The organism is Bradyrhizobium sp. DN3, assembly GCF_041357655.1.
GTDB lineage: Bacteria > Pseudomonadota > Alphaproteobacteria > Rhizobiales > Xanthobacteraceae > Bradyrhizobium.
In genome coordinates this window covers 13,104-31,802 of the sequence record NZ_JAULLN010000018.1, presented here as the reverse complement: position 1 = coordinate 31,802, position 18,699 = coordinate 13,104, and the positions used below count along the sequence as shown (strand labels likewise).

17 protein-coding genes and 1 tRNA gene are annotated in these 18,699 nt (G+C 65.6%); 14 read left to right on the top strand and 4 right to left on the bottom strand.

All coding sequences use genetic code 11. The annotated features are described in order from the left end of the window. Window position 1 precedes the first annotated feature (1 nt). Window positions 2-982: an NAD(P)H-dependent glycerol-3-phosphate dehydrogenase gene (locus AAE027_RS24935; RefSeq protein ID WP_370989069.1), complete on the bottom strand. Its 981-nt coding sequence runs from the start codon at window positions 980-982 to the stop codon at window positions 2-4. Between the two features lie 2 nt (window positions 983-984). Next, the gene (gene tsaD, locus AAE027_RS24930) at window positions 985-2,058 is read right to left on the bottom strand and encodes a tRNA (adenosine(37)-N6)-threonylcarbamoyltransferase complex transferase subunit TsaD (protein WP_370989070.1); all 1,074 of its coding nucleotides are present in this window, start codon (window positions 2,056-2,058) and stop codon (window positions 985-987) included. 151 nt (window positions 2,059-2,209) lie between these two features. Between tsaD and AAE027_RS24925 the strand changes: the two genes are divergently transcribed. The 5 genes from AAE027_RS24925 to AAE027_RS24905 all read left to right on the top strand — a co-directional run bounded on the left by AAE027_RS24925 (window position 2,210) and on the right by AAE027_RS24905 (window position 6,800). Beyond that, window positions 2,210-2,956 carry a uroporphyrinogen-III synthase gene (locus tag AAE027_RS24925; RefSeq protein ID WP_128930559.1) on the top strand — a complete coding sequence of 249 codons (747 nt, stop codon included), beginning with the start codon at window positions 2,210-2,212 and terminating at the stop codon, window positions 2,954-2,956. A gap of 72 nt (window positions 2,957-3,028) precedes the next feature. Continuing rightward, window positions 3,029-4,270, top strand: coding sequence for a COG4223 family protein (locus AAE027_RS24920; protein ID WP_370989071.1), 1,242 nt, complete (start codon window positions 3,029-3,031; stop codon window positions 4,268-4,270). A gap of 35 nt (window positions 4,271-4,305) precedes the next feature. Beyond that, window positions 4,306-6,066, top strand: coding sequence for a heme biosynthesis protein HemY (locus AAE027_RS24915; RefSeq protein WP_370989072.1), 1,761 nt, complete (start codon window positions 4,306-4,308; stop codon window positions 6,064-6,066). 99 nt (window positions 6,067-6,165) lie between these two features. Beyond that, window positions 6,166-6,241: transfer RNA gene (locus AAE027_RS24910), tRNA-Thr, on the top strand. Window positions 6,242-6,404: 163 nt separating this feature from the next. Next, a complete protein-coding gene (locus AAE027_RS24905; RefSeq protein ID WP_370989073.1) occupies window positions 6,405-6,800 on the top strand; it encodes a hypothetical protein in 396 nt (131 codons plus the stop codon). Window positions 6,801-6,867: 67 nt separating this feature from the next. Here AAE027_RS24905 and AAE027_RS24900 read toward each other — a convergent pair whose 3' ends face one another. Then, a complete protein-coding gene (locus AAE027_RS24900; RefSeq protein ID WP_370989074.1) occupies window positions 6,868-7,917 on the bottom strand; it encodes a polysaccharide deacetylase family protein in 1,050 nt (349 codons plus the stop codon). 252 nt (window positions 7,918-8,169) lie between these two features. On the opposite strand from AAE027_RS24900, the gene AAE027_RS24895 reads away from it, so the two are divergent. Together AAE027_RS24895 and AAE027_RS24890 are read left to right on the top strand one after the other, a co-directional pair. After that, on the top strand, window positions 8,170-8,523 hold the full coding sequence (locus AAE027_RS24895; RefSeq protein ID WP_370989075.1) for a hypothetical protein: 354 nt from the start codon (window positions 8,170-8,172) through the stop codon (window positions 8,521-8,523). Between the two features lie 167 nt (window positions 8,524-8,690). After that, on the top strand, window positions 8,691-8,906 hold the full coding sequence (locus tag AAE027_RS24890) for a cysteine rich repeat-containing protein (protein ID WP_091882805.1): 216 nt from the start codon (window positions 8,691-8,693) through the stop codon (window positions 8,904-8,906). A gap of 106 nt (window positions 8,907-9,012) precedes the next feature. Here the strand turns inward: AAE027_RS24890 and AAE027_RS24885 are convergent, their stop codons facing one another. After that, window positions 9,013-10,701: an MFS transporter gene (locus AAE027_RS24885; RefSeq protein ID WP_370989076.1), complete on the bottom strand. Its 1,689-nt coding sequence runs from the start codon at window positions 10,699-10,701 to the stop codon at window positions 9,013-9,015. A 137-nt stretch (window positions 10,702-10,838) separates the two neighbouring features. Here AAE027_RS24885 and AAE027_RS24880 point away from each other — a divergent pair, with 137 nt between their 5' ends. From AAE027_RS24880 to AAE027_RS24850, 7 genes are all read left to right on the top strand, one after another. Beyond that, the gene (locus tag AAE027_RS24880) at window positions 10,839-12,212 is read left to right on the top strand and encodes a hydrolase (RefSeq protein WP_370989077.1); all 1,374 of its coding nucleotides are present in this window, start codon (window positions 10,839-10,841) and stop codon (window positions 12,210-12,212) included. Between the two features lie 34 nt (window positions 12,213-12,246). Then, entirely contained in the window at window positions 12,247-13,611 is a 1,365-nt protein-coding gene (locus tag AAE027_RS24875) for a cytochrome P450 (protein WP_370989078.1), read from the top strand. Between the two features lie 50 nt (window positions 13,612-13,661). Continuing rightward, on the top strand, window positions 13,662-15,071 hold the full coding sequence (locus AAE027_RS24870; RefSeq protein WP_370989079.1) for an adenylate/guanylate cyclase domain-containing protein: 1,410 nt from the start codon (window positions 13,662-13,664) through the stop codon (window positions 15,069-15,071). Window positions 15,072-15,359: 288 nt separating this feature from the next. Beyond that, window positions 15,360-15,848, top strand: a complete 489-nt coding sequence (locus tag AAE027_RS24865; RefSeq protein WP_370989080.1) for a tellurite resistance TerB family protein — start codon at window positions 15,360-15,362, stop codon at window positions 15,846-15,848. 221 nt (window positions 15,849-16,069) lie between these two features. Next, window positions 16,070-16,849, top strand: a complete 780-nt coding sequence (locus tag AAE027_RS24860; RefSeq protein WP_370989081.1) for an SDR family NAD(P)-dependent oxidoreductase — start codon at window positions 16,070-16,072, stop codon at window positions 16,847-16,849. 126 nt (window positions 16,850-16,975) lie between these two features. Then, a complete protein-coding gene (locus AAE027_RS24855) occupies window positions 16,976-17,776 on the top strand; it encodes a glutamine amidotransferase (protein ID WP_370989083.1) in 801 nt (266 codons plus the stop codon). Between the two features lie 100 nt (window positions 17,777-17,876). Next, window positions 17,877-18,689 (top strand): enoyl-CoA hydratase, encoded by an 813-nt coding sequence (locus tag AAE027_RS24850; RefSeq protein ID WP_370989084.1) that lies wholly within the window; start codon window positions 17,877-17,879, stop codon window positions 18,687-18,689. Window positions 18,690-18,699 lie beyond the last annotated feature (10 nt).

Sequence of the window (18,699 nt, the reverse complement as noted above, 5' to 3'; positions counted from 1 at the left end):
TTCATTCCTCTGCCTTGAAGGGGCGCGTCAACAGCCCCGAGATCGCGGCGTCAATCGTGCTCCGGCCGCTCAGGATCGAAGCGACCGCTTTTGATACCGGCATCTCGATGTTTTGCGAAGCCGCAAGCTCGATCAGCACCGGCGCGGTGGACTCGCCCTCGGCAAGCTTGCCCGCGGGCGGGTTCTCGCCGCGGCCCAGCGCAAGGCCCAGCGCGAAATTGCGTGATTGCGGGCTCGAACAGGTCAGAATGAGATCACCGAGTCCGGACAGGCCCGTGAGCGTCTCGCTGCGCGCACCAAGCGCGCGTCCAAGGCGAGTGAGCTCGGCGAAGCCGCGGGTCGTCAGCGCGGCCTGGGCCGAGGCGCCGAGCTTGCGCCCGACCGCGATGCCGACCGCGATCGCCAGCACGTTCTTGGCCGCGCCGCCGATCTCGACGCCTCGGATATCAGTGGAATGATAGGGACGGAATGTCGCCGAGCCCAGCGCCTGCACCAGGCTGCTGGCCAGCGCTTCTTCCTTCGCGGCCAGCGTCACCGCGGTCGGCAGGCCGCGCGCGACATCGTCGGCAAAGCTCGGGCCCGACAGGATTGCCGGCTGCGCGCTCGGTGCGGCTTCGGCGATCACCTCGGTCATGAATTTGTGGGTGCCGTGCTCGATGCCCTTGGCGCAGGCGACGACAGGGACCGGCTTCGTAATGCGCGAGGACAGCAGGTTGACCGCGCTGCGCAAGTGCTGCGCGGGCGTTGCGATCAGCAGCATGTCGGCACGCGCAGCGAGCGCCAGATCGCTCGTCACGACAATCTCCGGAGCGATCCGCACGCCGGGCAGCCGCGGATTGTCGCGCGTCGAAGCGATGCGCGTCGCATGTTCGGCATTGCGCGCCCACAGCGTCACCTTCCGTCCTGCCCGCGCCGCCACGGTTGCCAGCGCCGTGCCCCAGGCGCCTGCCCCGATCACGGTGACGGAGTCGAACGCGGTCATTACTAGAATCCCGCCCGCGTGTTGCCGTAGCCGGCCGGTGCCGTCGCGTTGGCGTCGAGCAACCAGCGTGCGCGGGGCTGCGCTTCCATCGTGTCTGTCATGCCAAGCGCGAGGCGCTCGGCGCCGGCCCAGGCGATCATCGCGCCGTTGTCCGTGCAGAGCGCGGGCGGCGGCATGATCAGCTGGGTCCCAGCTTGCTGCGCGACATCGAGCAGGGCGCCCCGGATCGCCTGATTGGCGGCAACGCCGCCGGCGGCCACGAGTGCGCGTGGCGCGCCGAACTGCTTGCGGAAAAGTCTTAGGCCGACGCTCAGCCGGTCCGCCGTCGAATCCAGCACGGCGGCTTGAAAACTCGCGCAGAGATCGCTGATGTCCTGCGGCGTGAGCTCGGCGATGCGGCTTGCTTCGTTGCGGACCGCCGTCTTCAAGCCCGACAGCGAGAAATTGGCATCGGGACGCCCCTGCATCGGGCGCGGGAAGGCGAAGCGCATCGCATCGCCGCTTGCCGCAGCGCGCTCGACCTGCGGGCCGCCGGGATAAGGCAGGCCCAGCATCTTCGCGACCTTGTCGAAGGCCTCGCCAATGGCGTCGTCGACCGTGGTGCCGAGCCGCACATACTGGCCGACGCCGGTGACGGCGACGATCTGGGTATGTCCGCCCGAGGCGAGGAACAGGCAATAGGGGAATTCGATCCCGTCGGTGAGACGCGGCGTCAGCGCATGCGCCTCCAGATGGTTCACCGCGATCAGTGGGGTGTCGTGCACCATCGCGATCGCCTTGGCGGTGGTGAGCCCGACGATGACGCCGCCGATCAGCCCCGGCCCTGCCGCCGCGGCGACACCGCCCAGCTGGGCGAAGCCGACGCCGGCCTCGCTCATGGCGCGGTCGATGATGCCGTCGAGCAGATCGACATGGGCGCGGGCGGCGATCTCCGGCACCACGCCGCCGAAGCGGGCGTGCTCCTCGACCTGCGACCGCACGATGTTGGACAGGATCTTGCCGCTCCCGTCAGGCGCGCGCTCGATCACGGCCGCGGCGGTTTCGTCGCAGGTGGTTTCGATGCCCAATACCAGCATTGGCGAATTGTTATCCAATTTGCGCCCTTGCGCTCATCCGTAAAGCAGAGTTCTGGTACGTCCGGTAGCATTCCGGGGATGGCTTGCGCAATCGTCACGCACGGCCGTCCTCGTAAATGCGCCACCGCCACGTGGTTCGGGAACACCAGCGATGTCCATTCTTGTCACACGACCGCATCCCGACAATGAGGCGACGGCGGAGAGTTTGCGCGCGCGGGGGCATGTGGTGCTGCTTGCGCCGGTGCTCAAGTTCGAGCCGGTCGCCTTTCATGACGAGAGCGAGACGAACTATAACGGCGTCATCGTTACATCGGCCAATGCAATCCGTGGCGTCACAGCGCAATTGCGGGACCTTGGCTTGTTGGAGCTGCCGCTGTTTGCGGTCGGCGAGCACACGGCTACTGCGGCGCGCGACGCCGGCTTTGCCGACGTGATCGTCGCCGGTGGCGACGCTGCGGCCTTGCGCGACAAGGTGGTGCAGAGCGCGCGCGACAAGGTGCTCAAGAAAAAGAGCACGCTGCTTTACCTGGCGGGTGCGGATCTGTCGCGTGACCTCGGCAACGAGCTCGGCGCCGAAGGATTCAATGTGGTCACGCAGACCACCTATCGCATGGCTCCGGTCAAGTTGCTGCCGCGCGAAGTTTGCGACGGCTTTGCCGCCCATGGGATCGAGGCGGTGCTGCACTATTCGCGGCGCAGCGCGCGAGCGTTTCTGGACGCGGCGCGGGACGAAGGTGTCGAAATCTCGGCACTGGCTATACCGCAATGCTGCCTGTCCGAGACGGTTGCCGGCGTGCTGCGCGAGGCCGGCGCGTCGCAGGTTCTGGTGGCGGCGACGCCGGACGAAAATGCCTTATTCGACACCTTGGAGCGTGCTTTGCGCACTCGTTTGGCGTAAGAGGTCGGGCCGAATCCGACGCAATCGGATCCGAAGGATCTGTGCAAGGTATGGATGTGAGGAACCGTCACGATGGTCGATGACAAGCCTGAAGACGCAGGATTGGCCCCCGACAGCGGTCGTGCCAAGCGCACCCCGCCCACCATCGACCTCGAGGCGACCGAAGTCTCGACCCAGCCGCAGCAGGCGGCGGGCGAGCCCGAGGCTCAGGCGGCGCCGGAGCGCGCCGAGACCGAGTCGTCACAATCCGAGCAGGTCAAGTCCGAGCCGGCTGATGCTGAGCCGGAGCGTGATGAGGCGCCGGCCGCCGTTGCATCCGCGCCCGTCTCTCCGCCGATTTCGCCCTGGGTCGTTGCTCCGCTCTCCGGCGCTGTCGCAGCGGCAGTCGTGATCGCGGTCGGCTGGATGCTGGGTTGGCCCGCCGTGCAGGCGCCGCCTGCCGCACCGCAAGTCACGAGTGCGACGGTCGATGCGCTCAGCGGCCGCGTTGCTGTGGTCGAAGCCAAGGCCGGCAAGCCCGTCGCCGACCCGGCGATGGCGGCGCGGATCGACGCGCTGGAGAAGTCCGCCAGCAGCCTGCGCAGCGACATAGCCAATCTGCGCGCGCAGTCCGACAAGGCCGCGAGTGCACTGAACGACGTGAAATCCGCTCCAAGCGCAGGCGCGCCCGATCTTAGCGCTCTCAACGACCGCATCGCGCAGCTCGAGCGCGCCGGCAGGACCGAGCGGGCCGAGCTGGCGCAGCAGGGCGAGAAGATCGCCGACGCTAAGACGATGGACGACAAGCCGCTGCGCCATGTCGTGGCGGCGGCCCTGCTCGACGTCGCCGTTCGCCATGGCGATCCCTATCAACAGCAATTGGCTGCGGCGCGGTCACTGGCGGCCAAGCCCGACACGCTGAAGCCGCTCGACAACTTTGCATCGTCAGGCATCCCGACGCCGGTCGCGCTGAGCCGCGAGCTTCTCAATATCGTGCCGAAACTGTCGCCGCCGGCGGAAACCCAGACCGGCGGCAGCGGTATCGTCGAGCGCCTCCAGGCCGGCGCATCGAAGCTCGTCCGCATCGAACGCACCGACGGCGTCGGCAATGATCGCGGTGCGATCGTGACGCGCGTCACCGCGGCGGCGCTACGCAACGATTTCGCGGAGGCACGTCGCGAGCTGAAGTCGCTGCCGGAGGCCGATCGCACCGCGGCGCAAGCCTGGCTCGACAAGGCCGATGCCCGCGACGCCGCGCTCGCCGCGTCCCGCAAATTCGCCGACGATGCCATGGCGGATCTCGCCAAATCTGATCCGGTCAAGCCTGCTCAATAAGGTTCGCGCAACAATCAGCGCGTATAGAGATCACCATGCTTCGCATCGTCCTCTTTCTCATTCTGATCGCACTGGCGGCGGCCGGTGGAGCCTGGGTTGCCGATCAGCCCGGCGATTTGGTCCTGACCTGGGGCGGTCTCCGTGCCACGACGACGTTTCCCGGGTTCGTGCTCGGGCTCGGCATCTTCGCAGCCGCAATCGTGCTGGTCTGGAGCATCCTGACCATGATCTGGCGCATGCCGGGGCGTTTGCGCCGCCGTCGTCATGAGAAGCGCCATGCTCGTGGCCGCCACGCCATCACCCACGGCTTGCTCGCGATCGGTCATGGCGACACCGCGCTCGCCCGTCGGCATGCGGAAGCGGCGCGACGGCATGCGCCGAACGATCCGCTCGCGCTGCTCTTGCACGCGCAGTCGGCGCAGCTCGAAGGCAATCGCGACGAAGCGCAGCGCGTCTTCCGCGCCATGGCCGAGCGTGAGGACACGCGGCTGCTCGGCCTGCGCGGCCTGTTCATCGAGGCGCAGCGCGCCGACGATGCGGTCGGCGCCGTGATGATCGCCGAGGAAGCCATCAAGCTGTCGCCGTCCTCGACCTGGGCCTCGCAGGCCGTGCTCGGCTTCCGCTGCGCGCGCGGCGACTGGAGCGGCGCGCTCGCGATCCTCGATTCGAATCTGTCAGCTGGCCTGATCGACAAGCAGAGCTATCGCCGGCAGCGCGGCGTCCTGCTCACCGCGCGCGCGCTGGAATTGGAAACCATGGACCGCGACGTCGCGCGCGAGAGCGTGATGGAGGCGGTCAAGCTCGCACCGACACTGGTGCCGGCCGCGGTGCTCGCCGCGAAATTCGAGAGCGAGGCGCATCAGGTGCGCCGCGCCATGAAGCTGGTCGAGGCCGCTTGGCTCGCCAATCCGCATCCCGATCTCGCGGATGCCTATGCCCATGTGAAGCTCGGCGATTCCGCGCGGCAGCGCTTGCAGCGGGTCGAGACGCTCGCGGCCAAGACGCCTGCCGACAACCCCGGCCAGATCGAGGGCCAGCTCGCGATCGCGCGCGCTGCGATCGACGCCTCCGAGTTCGCCCGCGCGCGCGAGGCGCTCGCGCCTTACGTCAACGATCCGACCCAACGCGTCGCGCTGCTGATGGCCGAGATCGAACGCACCGAGCATGGCGACGGCGGCCGTGCCCGCGCCTGGACCTTGCGCGCGGTGCGGGCCCGCCACGATCCGGCCTGGACTGCGGACGGCTATGTCAGCGACCGCTGGCGTCCGGTGTCCCCGGTCACCGGCCGTCTCGACGCCTTCCAATGGCAGACGCCGGTCGCGAGCCTTCCCTCGGACAAGGGCGCCACGATCGAATCCTCGGCCTTCGAGGAGGCCATGCTGGCGGCCCCACCGCCGAAGCGGGTGACGGCGGCTGCCAGCGAAGCTCCGATGGAACCGCCGGCGGCGCCCCCAGCGCCAGCGCCGGCCGCCCAGGACAATTCGCCCCCTCAGGCCAAGGAACCTACCAAGGAAGCTGTCAAGGAAGAGCCGACGGTCACGCCCGCCGAGCCGGCTGATCCGGCGCCCGCGCCGGTCGAATCATCGTCGCCGGCGGCAACGCCGGCGTTCCGGAGTCGCGCCGACCTCGGCAAACCGGGACCGGCCCCCATCCCTGCCGTGATCCCGATCGTCCGCGCGCCTGACGATCCCGGGATCGACGACGAGGGCCCGAGCGATGAATTTACGGAACAAATCGGCACGCCCAAGGCCCAGGCCGGCGGTTGGCGCGGATTCTGGTCCCGCTGGGGCGCGTGAGACGCATTTCAAACGCCGCTTGTCCTTGCCAATTCGGGCCATGCCCGATATCAGGGGCGCGCGTATCGGGCCGGCATCGTCCTGGCTCCGGCAGGGTTCGCCGCAATAGCTCAGTCGGTAGAGCACGTCATTCGTAATGACGGGGTCGGGGGTTCGAATCCCTCTTGCGGCACCAGCGCCTCGGTTCATCCGATCCCCGCAAGTCCGCGTTTTGACCAGCGCATCCAGCTACCTAAGCACACGGTTCAAGGCCGCACGGCAGCCTGAGTGATCGTGATCACGTAACCTCAGGCGCGCTTCCCGTAACGTCCAGCCACGCCAACACGGGGAGATTTCACATGCGCAAGATCATTCTGGTTGCCGCCATGCTCCTGGCCTCCGCGTCTGCCCAGGCAGGCGAGTCCCGCAGTCTGTCGCTGGCCGCGGCGGGCGAGCAGACCTCCGCTCCGCAAATCACGACGACGTCGGCGACCGCCGCTCCGACGCAGGTGAGCGAGGTCGCGCCAGCCACGGAGGCTCCGAAATATTCCGATCGTCCGCCGGCCGTGTCGCTTCCTGCGCCGGTTGCGGCGACCGCTCCGGCCGTGACGACACCCACGACGACCTCCGCGCCGGTCGCGACGACCAAGCCCGCCACCAAGACCACGGCATCGGCGGACAAGCCGAAGCACAAGCGCAGCTGGACCGAGCGTCGCATCATCAGTGAGCTGCACCGTCACGGTATCTACTGGTAAGCCGCTCGCCCAAAGCAAATGGCCGGGCGAAGGCCCGGCCATGCGCATATTGAAGCGGTGATCACTGTTATTGCGAAACCGTCTGCACCACGCTTCCGATCGGGCGCGCGCTCGAAGTCGGCACCTTCAGGTCCTTCAGCAACGCCTCGTCATATTCCGGCAGCGTCTGGAAGCTCGTCTTGGCCTTCATCTGCACCACCTTGTAACCGCCGGCCTTGAGCCGCGCGAGCAGGGCCGGCAGGGCTTCGCCGGTATGCTTCTGGAAGTCGTGCATCAGGATGATGCCCTTGCCGAGCTTGTCCAGCCTAGTCATCACGGTCTCGACGATCTTCTCCGGCGTGGCGCCCTTCCTGAAGTCGAAGGAGTCGATGTCGGTCGAGAACATTGCGACGTTGCGGGTGCCGAAATAGGTCACCATCGCCGGATTGTGCTGAAGCTGCGGGAAGCGGAAGAACGGCGCCGGGTTGGTGCCGAGCGCGAATCGCACTGCGCTGAAGCCCTTCTCGACCTCGTCCTTGACCTGTTGCTCGGTCATCTTCTTGCTGTTCAGGTTGACATGCGACCAGGTGTGCGTGCCGACCGTGTGGCCCTGAGCCAGCACCTGACGCAGGATCTCCGGATGATAGGTTGCGTGCTTGCCGACCGAGAAGAATAGGCCCTTGGTGCATTCATCGGCGAGCGCCTTCAGCACCGCGGGCGTGTTGACTGGCCACGGACCGTCGTCGAAGGTCAGCACGACCTCCTTCTCGGTGAGGAAGTCGAACTGCTTGAAGTGCTCGAAGCCGAAGCCGGGACCGCCTGTGGTGTCGATCTCGACCACCCGGGCAACACCCAGCGCGTTCGGATTGGCGCAGGCCTGTTTCTGCTGCACCGGCATGGCGGGGCCGGGCGCAGGTGCCGGAGCAGCTGCCGCCGGCTTGGCCGCGATCGCCGCGGTGGTCTCGACATCGTCCTTGGCGGCGAGCTTCGCTGGTGCCGGCAATGGATCGGCGGCACGGGCGGCAACTGTCTTGGGGGCGCCCTGATCGGCGCGCGCGGAATAATAAAACCAACCGCCGGCGGCGATCACGACCGCCGCAACTACACTGGCCAGCATCAGGCCCAACGCATTACGCATCGCTATTTTTTCCAATTACGCAACCAAACCGGCGGAATTTCCCGCGCGACGAGCCATTAATGCGAAGGAACAGTTAACGTGACACCAACGCGACAGCGGTTGCGGAGGAATTTCAGCGAGGTGCGCCAAAGTGACGGAGGTCACAGAGGCTGCGCCTGCCGTGACTGTCATCACAGTGGAAACCGTTTTGCCGGAGCATCGTAGTTCCCATCAACAACGGGCACCGTTCGACGGCGCCAATGGGAGCTTCAAATGACCAAGTCTTTTTCTGGCAAGTCTCGTCCTGCGAAGTCTCTTTCTGCCAAGTCTCTTTCTGCCAAGTCCCTGACCACCAAGATCCGCGACACCAGCCTGGCCCTGGGCTTTGCCACCATCGTGTCGATCGTCTCGACGACCTCGAGCTTCGCCTTCACGGCCGAGGCGCAGCAGATGTGCACCGGCGATGCATTCCGCCTCTGCTCGGCGGACATCCCCAACATCCCGAAGATCACGGCGTGCATGATCAAGCATCGTTCTGACTTAAGCGCCGGCTGCCGCGCGGTGATGGACAAGGACCTCGCCAAGGGCGCCTCGCGTAAGGTCGCCGACGCGCAGGACAAGCAGTAAGCAACACGGCGATCGTTGCGTCGGTTAGCTCCCCCCCGCGATGTGCCTCGGCGTTAAGCCGGGACCATGCGGCGGCACGTTGCAGCCAATCAACAAAGCCGTTGCGGCCTCGGGATCACCGCACTAGCTTCGCCCGCACATTTCTTCCGGGTAAGAGGCATTGCGCGATGACCAGATTGCTTTTCATTATTCCTTTGCTCCTGTGCGCATCGAGCGCGTTCGCGCAGCAGCAGCCCGGCCACGATGCCTGCGCGCGTGATGTCAGCCGCTTCTGCCGGCCCGTGATGAACAATGGCGATGGCGCCGTGCTCGCCTGCCTGAAGCAGAACCGCACCCGGCTGAGCAAAGGCTGCGACAAGGTGCTGACGGATCACGGGCAGTAGTGGTTTTCGTAGCCCGGATGGAGCGGAGCGTAATCCGGGGTTCTGTTTCCGCGGTGAGACCGTCCCGGATTGCGCTTCGCTCCATCCGGGCTACAGGTTGACAGACTTACGTGCTGCTCCCCGCTGCAGTCGCGACCACCGGCAGCACCTCGCTATTGGCGCGGTCCGGCGTATCCTCTTTCCAGCGCACTGAGCCGAACGGACGTTCAAGCATGCGCCTGATCCGCACTGGTTCGGGACCGATGTGGAAATCGATCGCCTGCTGATGCAGCGCGCGTTCGGATTGGGTCGAGCGGTTGCGCTGGCGTAAGTAGTCGAGCCAGGTCGGACAATGATAGCGCTCGGTCCATAATTCCGGATCGGCGATGTCGCGCGCGATCGACCAGCCATAGGCACCATTGCGTTGCCTGGAGAGCTGCACGTCCTGCATCACATTGTGGAAGGCGCGGGCATTCTCCTGGCTCACCCGGTATTCGATCTCGACCACCAGTGGCCCACTGCGGCCGGTCAGCGACAGCTTCACCTCGGGATCGGCCAGCACCTCGGCATCCTCGTTGCGCGCGCCGACGCGCGGCATCGCCAGCCAGATGCCGAGCAGCGGCGAGATCAGCATCAGGCCGGCCGCGACCAGGAGCGCGACCTCGACCCCGGCATAGTCGGTGAGATGGCCCCAGCCCCAGGCGCCGATCGCAATGCCGCCCGAAATCGAGGCCTGGAACGCCGCAAGCGAGCGACCGGCGACCCAGCGCGGCGCCGAGAGCTGCACGCCGATATTGAACAGCGCGACCGCGGCCATCCAGACCGCACCGGCCAGCACCAGCGCGGTCGCGGTCAGCACCGGCTCCGTGCTCAAGGCGAGGGCGGCCATCGCGAGCGCCATCGAGATGGTGCAGGCGCGGATCGCCGCCTCGCCGCTCATGCGCTTGCGCAATTCATGGATGTTGAGCGCGCCGACCACCGCGCCCATGCCGAACGCGCCGAGCATGATGCCGTAGGTCTGCGCGCCGCCATGCAAGAGATCGCGCGCGACCAGCGGCATCAGCGCCATCACGGCGCCGCCGATCAGGCCCATCACCAGCGTGCGCAGCAGCACGATCTTGATCGGCGGCGAGTTGGTGATGTAGCGGAAGCCGGAGACCATGGCGCGGTTGAGCTTTTCCCGCGGCAGGCGCGAGGGCTCGGTGCTGCGTCGCCAGAGCAGCAGCACCACCAGCAATGGCAGATAGAGGACCGCGTTGCAGGCAAACGCAGCGACTGCTCCGGCCGCCGCGACGATGACACCGCCGACCGCAGGGCCGAAGCTGCGCGCGATGTTGTAGCTGATGCCGTTCAGCGCCACCGCGGACGGCAGCGCATCCGGCGGCACCTGCTCGCTGACCGAGGACTGCCAGGCAGGTCCAAACAATGCATTGCCGCTGCCGACGACGAAGCAGAACGCCAGCAGCGTTTCCGGCGTGATCAGCTTGAGCCCGGCCAGGATCGTGAGCGCAGTGGCGCCGGTCAGCGCGATCGACAGCGAGACCAGGGTGACGATGCGGCGGTCATACATGTCGGCGATGGCGCCGGCCGGCATCGAGATCAGCATGATCGGCAACATCAGCGCGGTCTGCACCAGCGCCACCTTGTCGGCCGAGGCCGCCATCTGAGTCATTGCCCAGGCGGCACCGACGCCCTGGATCAGGAGGCCGAGATTGGAGAGCAGGCTGGCGAGCCAGATGCGCCGGAATACGGTGTACCGCAGAGGGGCGGTGATGCCCTCGGCGGCAATTCTCTGGCGGTTCGTCTGCTCGGTCATATCCCCTTCCATATCGGGTGTCAGAAGTGGTCGTGGCGATTCCGGCCAATTCAGTGATGCCTGCGAAAGTCCTTCGCTGTCCAGTGGTTAGGTCGGTATAAGCGGTGCAAAGAGGCGTTTGCCGGGGGGAGGAACAAATGAAGCTGTCGCGACGGACGATCCTGCAAGGGGTCAGCAGCCTGCCTTTCGCAGTTGCGAGCTTGCGGGCAGGCGCGATGGCGCAAACCGCATCTGCCGCCACGCCAAGCACTGAGGTGCCGCCGATCCTGTTCGTCCACGGCAATGGCGACTACGACGCGCTCTGGATCACGACCTTGTGGCGGATGGAATCCAACGGCGTCGCGCGCGATCGCATGGCGGCGATCAACTTCACCGATCCGCTGGCGCGGAGCGACGACAAGGTTGAGCAGGCGAACCGGTCCTCGACCGAGGACCAGCGCCGCGAGCTCGCTGCCGCCATCGCTGACCTGAAGCGCCGTACCGGCGCGTCCCGCGTGGCGCTGGTCGGCAGCTCCCGCGGCGGCTATGCCATCCGCAACGTCATCAAAAACGGCGGCGCCGGCGATGTCAGTCACGCCATCTTGTGCGGCACGCCCAATCACGGCGTGTTCGCGACCGACGATACGCCCAACAACGAGTTCAACGGCCGCGGCGCATTCCTGCGCGGCCTGAACGAGGGCGAGAGCGAGGTGACGCCGGGCACGGCTTTTCTCACCTTGCGCAGTGACGGTCTGGACAAATATGCCCAAGCCGATGGCCGGTTCATCGGAAAGCCCGGCGTTCCGACCGGTGTCACCGCCGAAGGGCCGGAGCTGAAGGGCGCCACCAACCTCGTGCTTGGTGCGCTTGATCATCGCGAGGTGGCGTTCCATCCGCGCGCTTTCCGCGAGATCTACAAGTTCATCGCCGGCCGCGAACCCACGCGCATTGCAATTGTGCCGGAGGCAAGCGTGAAGTTGAGCGGTTTGGTCACGGGCACGCCGGGCGGCGTGTCGACCAACCGTCCGGTGGCGGGCGCAACCGTCGACGTCTTCCGCGTCGATCCTGAAACCGGAGAGCGCAACGGCGGGGCGCTGCACAGCTCAAAGACCGGTGCCGACGGCCGCTGGGGACCGGCGCAGGTCAATCCGGCCTGGTCACTCGAATTCGTCCTGGCATCGCCCGACGCGCCGACGACGCACATCTACCGCTCGCCCTTCCCACGCTCGTCCGACGTCGTGCACCTGCGTCCCGCGCGCCCGCTCGGGCCGGCCGACAAGGACGCAGGAGCTGTCGTGGTCATGTCGCGGCCGCGCGGCTATTTCGGCCTGCCGCGGGACGTGGTGCTGCTCGACGGCAAGGAGCCGGCCGACGTCAAACCGGGCGTGCCCACGGATGCGGCAGCAACCCTGCGGCTTCCGGCCAGCGAGATCGGACGTAACATCGTGGCCCAATTTGGCGAAGAACGGATTGTGGCACGCGCCTGGCCCGCCGCCGAGAACAGGATTGCGATCGCCGAACTGACTTACTAGCTATCTACCTGCATCACTTCTGCGGGAGCGAGCCATGAATATCGCAAGCCTGCGCCGGCCCATCATCCCTCCGACGCCGCCGCGCGCGCCGGATGACATGTCGTTCTTTGGCAAGCTCGCGGTGATCCGGCAGAACATGATCGCGACCTGGGGACAGCGTGCCTATGAGGAAGACGTCATCCCGGGCCGCTTCTTTCTCCGCAACAGTTTCATCCTGAACCAGCCGGACGCGATCCGGCACGTCCTGCTCAGCAATTACGAGAACTATACGCGCACGCCGGCAGGCATCCGCATGCTGCGCCCCGTGCTCGGTGACGGCCTCCTGATTGCGGAAGGTCATTCCTGGACGTTTCAGCGCCGCACGCTCGCGCCGGCCTTCACGCCGCGCGCCACCGCAAATCTCGTCCCGCATATGACGGCGGTGCTCGACGAGACCATCACAAAGCTCGATACGCGAGTAGGCGAGCCGGTCGATCTGCGCGAGGTCATGCAGCGCATGACGCTCGAGATCGCCGGACGCACGATGTTCTCGTTCGGCATGGACCGGCATGGCGCGACCTTGCGCAACTTCATCATGGAATATGCCGCGCGGCTGGGACGTCCCTATTTCCTCGACATGGTGCTGCCCGTGTCCTGGCCGAGCCCGATGGATTTTGCACGGGCGCGGTTTCGCAAGCGCTGGACCGAATTCGTTGCCATGCTGATCGCCGAACGGCGTGCGGCGGGCAAGAAGGACGGCGCGCCGCCGCGAGACCTGTTCGATCTCATGGACGAGGCCCGCGATCCTGAAACGGGCAAGGGCTTTTCCGACGAACAGCTCGTCGACGAGGTCGCGACCATGATTCTCGCAGGTCACGAGACCACGGCGACGGCGCTGTTCTGGGCGCTCTATCTGCTGTCGCTCGATCCTGACACGCAGGAGGAAGTCGCCACTGAGACCCGCGGCGAACATCTCGACAGCATCGCCGACATCGATCGGCAGAAGTTCACCCGTGCCGTGATCGAGGAGACGATGCGACTCTACCCGCCCGCCTTCCTGGTCGCGCGTGCCGCGCGCGATAGGGACAACGCGGCCGGCATCGAGATCGGCAAGGGCGATATCATCATGATTGCGCCGTGGCTTTTGCACCGGCACGAGAAACTGTGGGATCAGCCGAACGCATTCATTCCAAAGCGCTTCATGTCGGCGGAGCCCGATCGCTTCGCATATCTGCCGTTCGGCGCGGGGCCACGCGTCTGTATCGGCGCGCCGTTCGCGCAAGCCGAATCGGTGCTGGCGCTGGCCCGGCTGATCGGTGCGTTCCGCGTCGAGCTTGCCGATACCGTTCCCGTGATCCCGCATGGCGTCGTCACGACCCAGCCGGACCACTCACCCATGTTCCGCATCACCCGTCGGTAACGGACCCTCGTCTGGCCGATGGCGTGATCCAGCTTAAACAGAGCCCCGCCATGAGCGACATCCAGGCCCAGTTTTCCGTTCTGAAGCAGACAGCCGATGCAAAGGTGGTCGATGCGATTGCGCGCCTCATCCAGGATGGCGAGGACCACGAGCTCAACCGCGTCAATGTCCTCGATTTCTCCCGGCATCACGGCCTCGACGAAGAGCGCGTCATCTCGGCTTTCCTGCATTCGGCCAGGCTCGGTCTGTTCGATCTCGGCTGGAACGTGCTGTGTCCGGGTTGCGGCGGCGTGCTGGGCGCTCACTCGACGCTCAAGGCGCTCAAGCCGGACGACTATCACTGCGCGCTCTGCGCCTGCGGCTACAAGGCGTCCGTCGACGACCAGGTCGAGGTCTCTTTCACCGTGAATCCGCGCGTCCGGCGCATCGCGGCGCACGATCCCGATACGCTTCCGGTGTGGGAATATTTCAAGCAGGTGTTCTGGAGCTCCGGGGTCGACTTCAACAAGGAATCGTTTGCGACGCTGGCCAACGAGGTGACGCTGGATACGATGGAGCTGCCGGCCGGCGAGAAGGCGACGATGTCGCTGCAATTGCCGAGTGATTTCGTCATCATCTTCGAGCCGGTGACGCACGCCGCTCATTTCATCGATGTCCAGGGCGAGCCGACCAAGGACCGTCAGCAGCTCGCCATCATGTACAACAAGGTGCAGGCCCCGACGGGAACGACGACCATGCGGCCGGGTCCGCTGCGGCTATCGCTGGAAAACCAGGCCGGTGTGCGCGTGCTGCCGTCGGTGTTCATCGCGGCCGAAGCGCTTCATCACCTCATCGGCAAGCGTAAGCCGTTCCTCACTGCCAAGCGGATGCTGTCGAACCAGACCTTCCGCGACGTCTTCAAGGCAGACAATCTCAGTCTCGACCAGCGGCTCCAGATCACCTCGCTGACGTTCCTGTTCACCGACCTGAAGGGATCGACCGCGCTTTATGAGCGCGTCGGCGATCTCGCCGCCTTCGATCTCGTGCGCGCGCATTTCCGTGCGCTGCTGGAGATCATTGCCGCCGAGAAGGGGGCGGTTGTAAAGACGATCGGCGATGCTGTCATGGCGACCTTCGTGAGACCTGAGCACGCGATTACGGCGGGACTGCGCATGCGTGCAGCCATGGATGAATTGAACAAGGAACGCGGCGCCAACGATCTCATTCTCAAGATCGGCATCCATGAAGGTCCATGTCTTGCGGTGATGCTGAACGAGCGCCAGGATTATTTCGGCCAGACCGTCAACATCGCCTCGCGCGTGCAAAGCCTGTCGACCGCGCAGGAAATTCACATCACCGGCCCGGTGCTTGATGTGCCGGCGGTTGCTGAAATCCTTCAGCAGCGCGAGATCAAGCCGATCCAGAAGCAGGCCGCGCTGCGCGGCATCGCCGACAAGATGGTGGTGTATGAGATACCGTAATCATCACCCGACGTCGTCCCGGCGAAGGCCGGGACCCATACCGCGTGACCTCTCGGTTGCGAATGGACACAGTAAAAAACGACCAATCTTCACCGAACTACACCCTGTGGTTATGGGTCCCGGCCTCCGCCGGGACGACGCCTGAGGGCGCTTTCAAATCACGACAACAGATTGCCGAAACGTAATGCAGCGCGCGGAACTGACGTACATTGCGCCGGTTGAGTTTGCTGCTCATATAGTGCTGATAACAGCCGCCCCTCGCGGCTTCATCGATCTCGGTAGGACTTTATGCTCGACGGCCTGCGCCAATTCATCGCCGACATTGTTACTCCCCATGACCAGGACCGCGCATTTGGCGACAGCGACTATCGGCTGGCGGCCACGGCGCTGCTGATTCACGTGGTCTCGCTGGACGGCCAGCCGAGCGCGGCCGAGCAGCGCAAGCTGCACGGCCTGATCGAAAGCCATTTTGGGCTCGATCGCGGCACCGCGGATCGGCTGATCGCCGACGCCACCCAGGTCGAGGGCGAGGCGGTCGATCTCTATCATTTCACCAGCGTCATCATGCGCTCGCTCGACGAAGAGGGTCGCAAACGCATCGTGCAGATGATGTGGGAGCTGGTCTATGCCGACGGTCAGGTCAGCGAATTCGAGGACAACGTCGTCTGGCGCGCCTCCGACCTGCTCGGGATTTCGCAGCGCGACCGGATCGACCTGAAGCACGCGGTCGCGGACCGTGTCGGCGGCCAAGTCAAGGACAGCGCTGTCGGCGGCTGATGGCTCTGGACACGACTGATCGCGGCCTGCCCGGACACATGACGAAACTTTAATTTATCCGCCGCCTGCGCTGAATCCGCCTGCAAATCAACGGTTTTTCAGCGCGGCCTGTTGTTCTGCTCAAGCGGCCATGCTGGCGGCGCGGCTTGCATGTCGCGCGCGGCCTGTGCTCTCGTTCCGCCATTGCGGGGCCAAAAACTTGAATTCAAGAGTCTTCGATCGTGACTGAGCGGGTGACGCTGATCACCGGTGCCTCGGCGGGCATCGGCACGGAGCTGGCGCGTGTGTTTGCTGCCAACGGGCATCGCCTCGCGTTGACGGCGCGCCGGACGGATCGGCTGGAGGCGCTCGCGAACGAGCTCGCCGCCAACGGCGGCAAGAAGCCGATCGTGATCGCCTGCGATCTCGAGCAAGCGGATGCCGGCAAGACCATTGCGGCAGCACTTGCCGCCGAAGGCGTCGAGCTCGATCATCTCGTCAACAATGCCGGCTTCGGCGTGTTCGGCGATGCGATCGAGCGCGATCGCGTCGAGCAGCTCGGCATCGTCGATGTCAACGTCCGGGCCCTGACGGATCTGTCGCTGCGCTTTGCCGATCAGCTCATCAGGAACAAGGGCGGTCTTCTCAATGTTGGATCGGTCGCCGGCTTCCTGCCTGGCCCCGGCATGGCCGTCTACTACGCCTCCAAGGCCTATGTGATTTCGTTCACCGAAGCCTTGCGGGCGGAGCTCGCGCCGCGCGGCGTTCGCGTCACCGTACTTTGCCCGGGTCCGGTGCCCACCGAATTCCAGGCGCGCGCCGGCGTCGGCTCCCAACATGATACCGCCGTTCTCAACGTCTCCGCCGCCGAAGTTGCACGCGATGCATATCGTGGCCTGATGGCCAACAAACGGGCAGTGCTGCCTGGTCTGGGCATCAAGATTGTGCCGTTGGCGCTGCGTTTCTTCCCGCGCGGCTTCATCCTGGCCGCTACCAGCCGGTTTCAGAGGCGCCGGCACTAGAGAAAACTTTGAAGCACCGTAGTGGCCCGGAGCTTGCTTCAATCGGTATGTGTGCGCGAACATCACACGATGTTAACCATCGCTTAGCTATGCTGGCGGTCTGAACCGATAGCACTCGCAGAGGCCATGTCGTTCCGGACGGACAGGTTTGGTGGCGCAGAATTGGTGCCCTTTCCCAGAAGGACGCCGGGCGCGGCCGCCTCCGCTTCCGAAGCCCGGTTGCCGGTTCTGATCGTCCTGCATCAGGAATCCTCGACGCCCGGCAGGGTCGGCAATGCGCTGCGCGCGCTCGGCCATCGCCTCGACATTCGCCGTCCCCGCTTCGGCGATCCCCTGCCCGAGACGCTCGATCAGCATGCCGGCGCCGTGTTCTTCGGCGGTCCGATGAGCGCCAATGATTCCGACGACTACATCCGCCGCGAGATCGACTGGATCGAAATTCCGCTTCGTGAGCAGCGTCCGTTCCTTGGCATCTGCCTCGGCGCGCAGATGCTCGCGATGCAGCTGGGGGCCCGCGTCGCGCCGCATGCGGATGCGCTGACCCAGATCGGCTATTACCCGATCAGGCCGACCGCTGCGGGCCACGCGCTCTGCCCGGATTGGCCTGCGCGGGTCTATCATTGGCATCGCGAGGGATTTGAGCTGCCGGTTGGTGCCGAGCAGCTCGCGGAAGGCGATGATTTTCCGGTGCAGGCGTTCCGTGCCGGCAACGCCTTCGGTGTGCAGTTTCATCCAGACGTGACCTACGCGATGATGCATTGCTGGACCACGCGCGGCTATGACGGCTTCAGCGCGCCCGGAGCGCGGCAGCGGCATCACCATTTCGCGGATCGTGCCGTCTACGACCTCGCGGAGCGCGCCTGGCTCGATCACTTCATCAATGGCTGGCTGGCGCGCCGGCCGGTGCTGGCGCAAGCCGCCGAGTGAATCGCGCCTCCGCGCAAGCCCTTGCCTCATCCCTTTATATGCTAGGCTCGTTCGCAACGCGCGCACGCGAGATTGCGCCGGCAAGCAAAGGGAGAGCGCCATGGCCTATGAACACATTCTCTATGAGGTGAGCGACAGGATCGCGACCATCACGCTCAATCGCCCGGACCGCATGAATGCGTGGACGCCGGTCATGGAGCGCGACGTGCGTCACGCGATGGAAGCCTCAAGCGCCGACGACAATGTCCGCGTCATCGTGCTCACCGGCGCGGGCCGCGCCTTCTGCGCCGGTGCCGACATGGATGCGCTGAAAGGGCTCGATCCTAACGACGTCGGGCGCGCATCGAACCTGCCGCCGTTCGACATGAACCGCCGCCCGGACTGGCAGACGCGCTACGGCTTCTATCCGTCGATCGCAAAGCCCGTCATCGCCATGCTCAACGGCGCGACCGCCGGTATCGGCCTGGTCCACGCGCTCTATTGCGACCTGCGCTTTGCTGCCGACAACACCGTGTTCACGACCGCCTTCGCGCGGCGCGGCCTGGTCGCCGAGCACGGCATCAGCTGGATGTTGCCGCGCATCGTCGGCCATGCCCATGCGCTGGATCTGTTGCTCTCGGCGAGGCGCGTGAGCAGCGACGAAGCGTTGCGGATCGGGCTGGTGAACCGGCTCTACTCGCCGGAAAAACTCCGCGAGGAGACCTATGCCTATGCGCGCGATCTCGCCGATTTCGTCTCACCGAGCGCGATGGCCGTGATCAAGCGGCAGCTCTACGAGGTGCCGTTCCAGACCCTGGCGGAAGCGACGATCGACGCCAACCGGGAGATGATGGTGGCGCTCAACGGCAGCGATTTCCGGGAGGGCGTGGCGAGTTTTATGGAGAAACGGCCGCCGAGGTTCACGGGGAGGTAGATTTTCCGAG